Origin of the sequence: Cyclobacterium plantarum (assembly GCF_011290685.1) — a bacterium.
Classification (GTDB): domain Bacteria; phylum Bacteroidota; class Bacteroidia; order Cytophagales; family Cyclobacteriaceae; genus Cyclobacterium; species Cyclobacterium plantarum.
Map to the genome: position 1 here is coordinate 1 of NZ_JAANYN010000030.1, position 1,053 is coordinate 1,053.

The window sequence follows — 1,053 nt, forward strand, 5'->3', positions numbered from 1 at the left end:
AATAAGTCCATAGACATTACCACCGACGGAGAGTCGGATACCAAATATACCAGCGCCAAAGCGGTAAAGGATTACGTAGATGCTTCTGCCTCCGGTAACCAGACCGCATTGAATGAAGAAATTGCCCGTGCCCTGGCTGCGGAGGGTGTATTGGAAGCAGCCATAGCAACAGAAACAAGCCGTGCGGAAGGAGCAGAGAGCCAGTTGTCCGCTGACCTGTCCAGTGAAAGCAGTGCTCGGCAGGCGGCCGATAACAGTTTAGAAACGGCCATAACCGCCGAAACTGACCGGGCAAAAGCAGCCGAAGCCGGGATTGTAGCCGATCTGAATACGGAATCCAGCGAAAGACAAGCAGTAGATACGGCACTGGAAACAGCTATTGCAGTAGAAACAAGCCGTGCGGAAGGAGCAGAGAACCAGTTGTCCGCTGACCTGTCCAGTGAAAGCAGCGCCAGACAGGCGGCCGATAACAGTTTAGAAACGGCCATTACCGCCGAAACTGACCGGGCTGAAGCAGCGGAGGCGACTCTTATTGCAGATCTAAGCACCGAAACGGCAGCCCGCGTATCCGGAGATGCCACCTTGGAAACTGCGCTAACCACTGAAACAGCCGAACGAAAATCGGCAGATATCACGCTTGCAACTTCCCTGGACACAGAAACCACCGAAAGAACCACAAGTGATGCGACTTTGGAAACCGCCATTACCGCCGAAACCGTCCGAGCCCAGACCGCAGAAGCCGAAAAGGAAGACCTTTCCAATAAGTCCACAGATATTACCACAGACGGGGCATCCGATATCAAATATACCAGCGCCAAAGCGGTAAAGGATTACGTGGACGCATCGGCTTCCGGTAACCAGACCGCCTTGAATGAAGAAATTGCCCGTGCCCAGGCTGCAGAAGGCGTACTGGACACAGCCATAGCAACAGAAACAAGCCGTGCGGAAGGAGCAGAGAACCAGTTGTCCGCTGACCTGTCCACGGAAAGCAGTGCTCGGCAGGCGGCCGATAACAGTTTAGAATCGGCCATAACCGCCGAAACTGACCGGGCA

1 protein-coding gene is annotated in these 1,053 nt (G+C 54.2%); it reads left to right on the forward strand.

Going from position 1 to position 1,053, the window contains the following annotated elements; translation table 11 throughout:
• Positions 1 to 1,053: coiled-coil domain-containing protein (locus G9Q97_RS24635; protein WP_166151938.1), on the forward strand; the 1,053-nt coding region annotated here is incomplete at both ends.